This window comes from Novosphingobium sp. B 225, assembly GCF_002198665.1.
GTDB lineage: Bacteria > Pseudomonadota > Alphaproteobacteria > Sphingomonadales > Sphingomonadaceae > Novosphingobium.
Genome location: NZ_MWLM01000006.1, coordinates 1 through 8241, shown reverse-complemented (window position 1 = coordinate 8241; position 8241 = coordinate 1). Strand labels below are relative to the sequence as shown.

The window sequence follows — 8241 nt, the reverse complement described above, 5'->3', positions numbered from 1 at the left end:
GTCGTTGCGGACGCGATGGAGTTTGGGGGTTTACGGACGTGTCACCGTAATTCCCTACCCTCAGCGGTACAGATGCTGCCCGTCCGATCGGAGTTGCACCGGCAAGGGCACTGCCCATTCCGATAATCACCTTCGCCGTCGTGCTAGTCAGAGGCTGCCACTGATTGACGTTGCTTTGGTAGTAATTCTGATATCCTTGGAGCGTTGAAGCGTCGTCCCAGTTGTCATTGCCCGTCAGATATGCTGGCAATACCCCCTGTGTGGATTCAGAGTTGTTTCGGAGAATTTTGCACGCTTCGATCTCACTTTGCCGCAAAAATTTACGCTCTTCTGGTAAAAGCCGTCACCAGGAACGCCACCAACCATCCTGAGAACAAACTAGCAAAAATCGATGTGGTAAGGACAATGATGGGCACCCAAGGGTCAATTTTTCCACAGCCATCATCGATGTAACATCCGGCAAATGTAAAATCGAGAACAGTGAATATCCATACCGGGAATGTTATCAAAGATATCGCTGTTACTACCTTGTGTTTCTCGAACATTTCGCACCTATCTTACGCAGCCGTTGGCCAGTGCATCTTCAGCGATCCTATCGATTGACCGCGAGGAGTTACGCCCCAATGGTGCAATTACGGTGACACGTTCGTAAACCCCTAATTACCCTTGAATTACGGTGACACGTCCGTAAACCCCTAATTNCCCTAATTACCCTTGCAATTACGGTGACACGTCCGCAATTACGGTGACACGTCCGTAAACCCCTAATTACCCTTGGGAGTTACGGGACGAGTTACGTAAGTTACGGTGACAGTTTACTAAACCCCCAAATTCATCGCCGTGGTTCGAACGTCTGGCAGCGACATGCAATAGCATGTCCCCGGTTGCCCGAAGAGCTTCCCGTTCACGCCCCTTCAACGTCGCCTCAAGCCGCCTTCGCACTGCAGTGCGGCGCAGCCGCTTCAGCTCCGCAGGCTTTGCATGCGCTGCAGATACCGTGCCAGCACGTCGATTTCCAGGTTCACGGCATCGCCCGGGCGCAGTGCGCCCAGCGTGGTTACTTCGGCGGTGTGGGGGATGATGTTGAGTTCGAACTGCATCGTCCCGTCGGGGTGATCGGTGATGGCGTTGACCGTCAGCGAAACGCCGTCAACCGTGATCGATCCCTTGGCAGCGATGAACGGGGCCACTTCGGCGGGGGTGGTGACGCTCAGGTGGATCGAACCGCCCACTTCCTCATGCCCGGTGATCCGGCCAACGGCATCGACGTGGCCGGTGACGATGTGGCCGCCCAATTCATCGCCCAGCTTCATCGCCTGTTCCAGGTTGAGCTGGCGGCCCGCGCGCCATTGGTCTTGCGCGGTGCGGCTGACGGTTTCGCCGGAAATGTCCACTGCGAACCAGGCATCGCCTGGCATGCCGCCGCGGTCAACCACGGTCAGGCACACGCCCGAACAGGCAATCGATGCGCCAATCGCGATGTGGGCGGGGTCATAAGGGCAGGCGATTACGGCGCGCAGATCGCCCCGTTCGCCGATTTCGCGGATCGTGCCGACGGCAGTGATAATTCCGGTAAACATCAGCTGCGCTCGTACAGTTCGAAGCGGTCCTTGCCAAGCGTCCGGCTCTCTGCCAGCCGCCATTGGCCGTGGGCCTGATCCAGCGCGGTCAGGCCGATGTCCGGCAAGCCGGGCAGGCCGCCCCCGATCAGGATCGGCGCGCGGTACAGCAGCAGGCGATCAACCACAGCAGCGCGCAGAAATGCGGCCGCGGTTTGCGCGCCGCCTTCGATGAACAGGCTTTGCACATTGGCCATCTGGCCGAGTGCTCCGGGTGAGGGGAGGGCGTGCCATCCGGCTGGCACTGCCCCGCGTGTGAGCACCCAGCGCTGCGGGCTGCGGCTTTCAAGACCGGGCAGGCGCACATCGAGCCGGGGCTGATCGGCGCGCAAGGTGCCGCCGCCGACCAGGATCGCGTCATGGCGCGCGCGCATCGCGTGGCAGTGCGCGCGGGCGGCGGCTCCGGTGATCCACTGGCTTTGCCCATCCGCCATGGCGATGCAGCCATCGAGCGAAAGCGCGAGTTTGAGGCTGACCAGCGGCCGTCCGCGCTGACGCAGCGAAAGGTAGCCGGCCAATCCCGCCGCGCAGGCCGGGGAGGGCACCAGATCCACCGCGATTCCCGCCGCCCTGATCCGCTCGATCCCTTGCCCGGCGGTGCGCGGATCGGGATCGGCGCAGCCCACCACCACCCGCGCCAGGCCGCTCGCCGCGACCAGATCGGCGCAGGCCGGGCCGCGCTGGCTGGCGTGGGCGCAGGGTTCAAGGCTGACGTAAAGCGTGGCTCCGCGCGCCGCTTCGCCAGCGGCGGCCAGGGCCATGGCTTCGGCATGGGGGCGCCCGCCTGGCTGGGTCCAGCCGCGCCCCAGCACGCGCCCGTGCTTGACGATCAGCGCGCCGACGGCGGGGTTGGGGCGGCTGAGCGGCACGCCGCGCTGGGCGATTGCGGCGGCGGCGGAAAGCCAGCGCTGGTCCTGCTCAGCGGTCAAGCTTTTGTCCGGTCAGCTGTTCCAGCTTGGCCTTTTCGGCGGCCTGTTCAGCCGCGCGGTCCTTGTTTGCCTTGGCGTCGATCGCTTCAACATCGATCCCCGAAGCCCGGCCCAACGATTTCCACAGCCCGCGCAGTTCCGCATCGACGGCCTGCTGCGCCTTTTCCGCGGCTTCCTTGCGCTTCTGGTTCTCGACGATGAAAGCCTGCGTTTCCGCGTCGGTCCGGTCAGCTGGCCAGGATGTGATATAAGTGATTTCGGGCAGGGGGCGCTGCTTCTTCCAGCTTTCGCCGGTCATGATCGAAAAAGTGCCGACCGTCATCGCCAGCGCCAGCAGAGTGATCCACCAGCGGTTCGAACCGGCCTGCCGGAACACGGCGATGAAATCGGTGATCGCGCCAGTGGGGTTGATATTCTTGATGAACGACATGGGCGCAAAGATAGGCGTTTGGGCGGCGGCGCGCCAGTGGTCAGTTGTAATCGACCGAAATCGGGATCCGCCCGCGGTAATTGCCGCCACGCTGGCCCTTGACCACCAGCCGTGCGCCGAAGGTGAATTCCAGCATGCCGTCAAGATTCAGCACCGGGTGGCGGGGCAGGTCGGTGGTGAACTGGGTCAGTTCCGCGGCGGTGCCATCCCCGGCGGTCATTGGCACCCGGTCAGGCAGGTCGACCCGCACGGCCTTGCCCGGTTCGCCGGTGATCCGGCCGTGCCCGCTGACTGCCATGCCGCCAAGGTCGATGAGGTCGCCCTGGGTCTCTTTGCCGCCTTGCGGTACCACGGTGGCGCTGCCGCCGCCCTGACCGGTCATGGCAAGCTTGCTGAATGACAGGTCGGCCTGGATTTCCAGCTGGAGCGGACGTTCCCCCGGCTTGGCGCCGGGGTCCGAATAGCACAGGCGGCAAGCGTCCTGCGCGGAAAGCGCCGTGGTGGGCAGCAGCAAGGCCAGGGACAGGAAAACCAGTCGCGCCATGGCGGTGATTTTCCGCCGCTTCTGGTTAACAGGGGATTACCCCTAGCCAAAAGGTAAATAAAGGCTTCGTCCTTCGCGCTTTAGCCAGCGGTTGGCGGCCCGGATATCGCCTTCGAACAGCGAATCAAGGTGCGCATGAAAGCGCGGGGAGTGATCGAAATGGGTCAGGTGCGCGACCTCGTGCGCTACGACCGAGCGGCGCACCGCAGCCGGAGCCATGACCAGCCGCCAGTTGATCCGGATCGTCCCGTCATGCGCGCAGCTGCCCCAGCGGCGCTGCGCATTGCTGAGCAGCAGCTTTTGCTGCGGCTGGGCGGCGCGCAGGCAGTAATAGGACAGGTCATCGGCCATCAGCCGCCGCGCTTCGCCTTCCAACCAGCGGCGCAGGCGGCGCTCCAGCCCTTCGGCCGGGCCGCCCAGATGGAACTCACCTTCGCCCAGCACGACCCGGCGCGGGCGGGCAGGATCGTGGCGCAGCACATGCGGCAGGCCCAGGTAAGGCACGGTCCCCCCATCGGTCGGTGCGGCGGCGGGGGCGACCTTGGCCAGCTGTTCTTCCAGCCAGCCCACCTTGAGCCGCGCGAATTCGAGCGCCTCTGCCGTGCGGCCCCAGCGCGGCAGGGTCACGCGCACTTCGCTGCCATCAGGGGCGAGCCGCATGGTCATGCGCCGCGCGCTGGCGGTGCGGCGGATCACCAGCGGTAGCAGCACATCGCCCACCGGCACGCTCGGCTGGTCGGCGGGGGAACGGCGCAGCCAGTCAAGCATCGCCGGCCCCGTCTTCCTCCTCATCCTCGGCCCAATGTTCGAATTCGACACCGGGGGGCAGGATCACGTGCTGTTCGAGCGGCCCGGCCAGATCCTCGCTGATCGCTTTGCCGCGCACGGAGATTCCGGCGCGGTGGACCGCTTCGGGATCGCCGCAGATCAGGTAGTGCCAGTCCGGCAGCGGCTCACCCTCGGCGCGCAATACATAGGCGCAGGTATCGGGCAGCCAGGAGATTTCCAGCGCCAGTCGGGGTGTCAGCTGGACGCAATCGGGCACCCGCGCCTTGCGTCCGCGATAGTCACTGCAACGCCCGGTGGGGATATCGAGCAGGCGGCAGGCGACATTGGTGGGATAGATCGCACCGCTGTCCTCATCCTCGGCCTTGTGCAGACAGCACTGGCCGCAGCCATCGCACAGCGCCTCCCACTCGGGCCGGGTCAGATGCTCGAGCGGCAGGGTCCAGAACTGGTCGCGCAGCGAGGTCACTGAACCGCAATCTTGAGGTCCGCCAGCACCGCCGCCGCGCCCTTGTCCACCGGCAGCATTTCAATCGGCTGGCCGTCCGGGCCCATCAGAAAGGCGATTCGGCTGTGGTCCATCAGATAGCCGCCCGCGCTTTCCTTGCCCTTGGCGGCATAGCTGCGGAAGGCCTTGACCGCCTGGTCGACCTGGGCCTGACTGCCGGTCAATCCGATCAGGCGCGGGCTGAAGGCGGCGGAAAATTCACCCACCCGGGCTGGCGTGTCGCGCGCCGGATCGATCGAAATGAAAATCGGCTGGACCCTGGCCGCACGTTCTGGGCTGGCCTGTTCGAACTGGCGAAAGGCCTGCATCACCACACCCATGTCGAACGGGCAGGCATCCGGGCAAAAGGTATAGCCGAAATAGACGATCCGGTATTTGCCCTTGAAGGCATCCCAGGTCACGCTCTTGCCGTCCTTGTCCACCAGAGTGAAGGCCCCGCCGATGGGCGTTCCGGCAATGTCCACGCCGGTGATCGGCGCGGCAGGCTTGGAACAGGCGGACAGGGCGATGGACAGCGCAAGGGCGGCGGCAACAATTGGCTTGGTCATGGCGCAGCGGTTCATGCTCTGCTAAACCAGCTTGCGCAAGGGAGCCGATTGCCGCGCAGGCGATTCTGCGGCTTCAACAGGAGGAAGCGTTCGTGTTCACAATCCGCTCGTTCAGGCTGGCCGTGCTGTCCCTGCTGGGGGTCATGCTCGCCTGGACCGCACCCGCGATGGCCCAGGCCGGCTTTTCCGAAGGGTACAAGTTCCTTGAAGCCGTAAAGAAAAAGAACGGCAACGATGTGACCGACATGCTCGCCAAGGGCAGTCCGACGCTGATCAACGCGCGCGACATCTCGTCCGGCGAAGGCGCGCTGCACCTGGTGACCGCGCGCCGTGACCTGACCTGGATGCAGTTCCTGATCGCCAAGGGCGCCAATGTGAACATCCGCGATTTCAAGGGCGTGACCCCGCTGGTCGTCGCGGTGAACAACAATTTTGCCGAAGCGGTGGACTTGCTCGTTTCACGCGGGGCAAAGATCGATGAAAGCAACAATGCCGGCGAAACCCCGCTGATCACGGCAGTTCACAACCGCAATGTGGCGATGATGCGGATCCTGCTAAAGGCCGGGGCCGATCCTGACCGGGCCGACAATTCGGGCCGCTCGGCCCGCGACTATGCCATGGCTGAGGGCAAGAACAGCAATCTGGTGACCGAGATCGATACCAACGCCAAGGTCAAGACCAAGAATCAACCCAAGACCTATGGGCCCAGCTTCTGATGGCTGAAGCTGCTTCGCTGGAACAACTGCGGACCCAACTGGCCCCGGCGATTGCCGATGCCGCCGCCTTTGATGGCTGGAGCGACGAAGCGGTGCGCGCTGCGGCGGCGACGCAGGGGATCGATCCTGCGGCAGCGGTCTTTGCCTTTTCAGGCGGAGCGATGCAGATGATCGAGGCCTGGATTGCCAGCATCGATGCCGCGATGGCGGCAGCCCTGCCGCAGGAACAACTGGCCAGCCTGAAAATCCGCGAACGGATCCGCACCCTGGTGCAGTTCCGGCTTGATGCGATTGCCGCGCGCAAAGAGGCGCTGCGCCGGGCTCAGGCGATCATGGCCATGCCGCAGAACGCCCCCCGGGCCTTGCAACTGGCCTGGCACAGCGCCGATCGGATGTGGCGGCTGGCAGGTGATACGGCTTCTGACTATAACCACTATACCAAGCGCGCGACGCTGGGGGCGATCTATGCCGCGACGCTGGCGGTCTATGCCGGGGACCAAAGCGAAGGCAATGCCGAGACCCGCGCTTTCCTGGACCGCCGGATCGATGGAATCATGAAGTTCGAAAAGGCCAAGGCCAAGTGGCTGAATCCAGAACGCGAACATTTCAGCCCGGCGCGGCTGCTGGGGCGGCTGCGGTATCCGGCGCGGTAAGGCGCGGTCCGGTTCAGCGCCGGGCAGTCCCAAATTTGACTTGCGTCAATTTATTGCGAATGACTTGCAATAAGGCGCAGGCTATGGCAGCGCGAATTGCATGACTCTGGATGCCCTTCCGATTGGACAGCGCGCGCGGGTAGTCGCGATCGACTGGTCCGTGCTGGAACCTGATGAGGCCACGCGCCTGCAGGGGCTGGGGATCGAAGTGGGCACACGGCTGGCAGTGGCGCATCGCGGGGTGTTTGGCGGACGCGATCCGATTGCAGTGCTGATCGGGCGGATGACTGTGGCACTGCGCCGCAGCCACGCCCGGGCGATGGCGGTGGAAGCAGTCTGACCATGGCGGAACTGCGCAGCGCCGCACTGGTCGGCAATCCCAATGCGGGCAAAAGCGCGTTGTTCAATGCACTTACCGGCGCGCGCCAGAAGATCGCGAACTATCCCGGCGTCACGGTAGAGCGCAAGGCCGGGCGGCTGGCGCTGCCTTCGGGCGGTTCGATCGAACTGACCGATCTGCCCGGGTCGTATGGCCTGAACGCCACCAGCCCGGACGAGGAAGTAACCCGCAAGGTGATCCTGGGCGAGCTGCCCGGCGAAGTTCCGCCGCAAGTGCTGGTGGTGGTGCTCGATGCCTCGAACCTGGAACAGCATCTGGTCTTCGCGCAGGAAGTAATCGCGCTGGGGCGGCCAGTGGTGATTGCGCTCAACATGGTCGATCTGGCCGAACGCGATGGTCTGGTAATCGATCCGCTGGCACTGCAGGAAGCGTTGCGGGTGCCGGTGGTGCCGACCGTGGCGGTGCGGCGCAAGGGCCTGACCGAACTGGCCGCCGCGATCGAGCAAGCCGACGGGCGCGGGGCGGAACATCACCGTCCGCGCACCACCCTGACCGAACGGCGTGTCACCGCAGAGGCAATTGCCCAGGGCGCAATCGTTTCCGAAACCGCGCGGCACCGGCTGCACGCCCGGCTTGACCGGTTGCTGCTGCATCCCTGGCTGGGGCCGCTGATCCTGTTCGCGCTGTTGTTTGTGGTGTTCCAGGCGGTCTTCGCGGGCGCACAGCCGTTCGCCGATGCGCTGCAAGCGGGGATAGACTGGCTGGCGGCAACCGCACGCGATCTGCTGCCGGCGGGGATTCTGCGTGATTTTCTGACCGACGGGATATTGGCCGGGGTCGGCTCGGTAGTGGTGTTCCTGCCGCAGATCGTGATCCTGTTCTTCTTCATTCTGGCGCTGGAGGCTTCGGGCTATATGGCCCGTGCGGCTTTCCTGATGGACCGGATGATGGCGGGGATCGGCCTGTCGGGGCGCAGTTTCATCCCGCTTTTGTCCAGCTTTGCCTGCGCCGTGCCGGGGATCATGGCGACCCGCAGCATCACCGATCCGAAAGACCGGCTGACCACGATCCTGATTGCGCCGCTGATGACCTGTTCGGCCCGGCTGCCGGTCTATGCGGTGATCATCTCTGCCTTCATTCCAGCGCGCAGCGTGGGGCCGGGGCTGGG

11 protein-coding genes are annotated in these 8241 nt (G+C 64.2%); 4 read left to right on the top strand and 7 right to left on the bottom strand.

Annotation, left to right across the window (positions count from 1 at the left end; genetic code table 11):
* Positions 1 to 962: 962 nt before the first annotated feature.
* From MNBBLIKP_RS01170 to MNBBLIKP_RS01140, 7 genes are read right to left on the bottom strand one after another with little or no spacing between them, the layout of a single operon-like run.
* Positions 963 to 1580 (bottom strand): riboflavin synthase, encoded by a 618-nt coding sequence (locus tag MNBBLIKP_RS01170; RefSeq protein ID WP_088306693.1) that lies wholly within the window; start codon positions 1578 to 1580, stop codon positions 963 to 965.
* The gene (gene ribD, locus MNBBLIKP_RS01165; RefSeq protein ID WP_088306692.1) at positions 1580 to 2548 is read right to left on the bottom strand and encodes a bifunctional diaminohydroxyphosphoribosylaminopyrimidine deaminase/5-amino-6-(5-phosphoribosylamino)uracil reductase RibD; all 969 of its coding nucleotides are present in this window, start codon (positions 2546 to 2548) and stop codon (positions 1580 to 1582) included. The genes MNBBLIKP_RS01170 and ribD overlap by 1 nt, the downstream gene beginning before the upstream one ends.
* Positions 2538 to 2978: a hypothetical protein gene (locus MNBBLIKP_RS01160; RefSeq protein WP_088306691.1), complete on the bottom strand. Its 441-nt coding sequence runs from the start codon at positions 2976 to 2978 to the stop codon at positions 2538 to 2540. Before MNBBLIKP_RS01160 ends, ribD begins: the two co-directional genes overlap by 11 nt.
* 40 nt (positions 2979 to 3018) lie before the next feature.
* The gene (locus tag MNBBLIKP_RS01155) at positions 3019 to 3522 is read right to left on the bottom strand and encodes a DUF4402 domain-containing protein (RefSeq protein WP_088306690.1); all 504 of its coding nucleotides are present in this window, start codon (positions 3520 to 3522) and stop codon (positions 3019 to 3021) included.
* Positions 3523 to 3564: 42 nt separating this feature from the next.
* Entirely contained in the window at positions 3565 to 4290 is a 726-nt protein-coding gene (locus MNBBLIKP_RS01150; protein ID WP_088306689.1) for a M48 family metallopeptidase, read from the bottom strand.
* Positions 4283 to 4777 (bottom strand): YcgN family cysteine cluster protein, encoded by a 495-nt coding sequence (locus MNBBLIKP_RS01145; protein ID WP_088306688.1) that lies wholly within the window; start codon positions 4775 to 4777, stop codon positions 4283 to 4285. Before MNBBLIKP_RS01145 ends, MNBBLIKP_RS01150 begins: the two co-directional genes overlap by 8 nt.
* Positions 4774 to 5364: an SCO family protein gene (locus MNBBLIKP_RS01140; protein WP_254912875.1), complete on the bottom strand. Its 591-nt coding sequence runs from the start codon at positions 5362 to 5364 to the stop codon at positions 4774 to 4776. Before MNBBLIKP_RS01140 ends, MNBBLIKP_RS01145 begins: the two co-directional genes overlap by 4 nt.
* A gap of 92 nt (positions 5365 to 5456) precedes the next feature.
* On the opposite strand from MNBBLIKP_RS01140, the gene MNBBLIKP_RS01135 reads away from it, so the two are divergent.
* The 4 genes from MNBBLIKP_RS01135 to feoB form a co-directional block, all read left to right on the top strand.
* On the top strand, positions 5457 to 6080 hold the full coding sequence (locus tag MNBBLIKP_RS01135; protein ID WP_369678902.1) for an ankyrin repeat domain-containing protein: 624 nt from the start codon (positions 5457 to 5459) through the stop codon (positions 6078 to 6080).
* The gene (locus tag MNBBLIKP_RS01130) at positions 6080 to 6733 is read left to right on the top strand and encodes a COQ9 family protein (RefSeq protein WP_088306686.1); all 654 of its coding nucleotides are present in this window, start codon (positions 6080 to 6082) and stop codon (positions 6731 to 6733) included. Before MNBBLIKP_RS01135 ends, MNBBLIKP_RS01130 begins: the two co-directional genes overlap by 1 nt.
* A 100-nt stretch (positions 6734 to 6833) precedes the next feature.
* Complete coding sequence (locus MNBBLIKP_RS01125; RefSeq protein ID WP_088306685.1) at positions 6834 to 7073, top strand: FeoA family protein; 240 nt, start codon at positions 6834 to 6836, stop codon at positions 7071 to 7073.
* Positions 7074 to 7075: 2 nt separating this feature from the next.
* On the top strand, positions 7076 to 8241 hold a 1166-nt coding region (feoB, locus tag MNBBLIKP_RS01120), incomplete at its 3' end, for a ferrous iron transporter B (protein WP_140420500.1).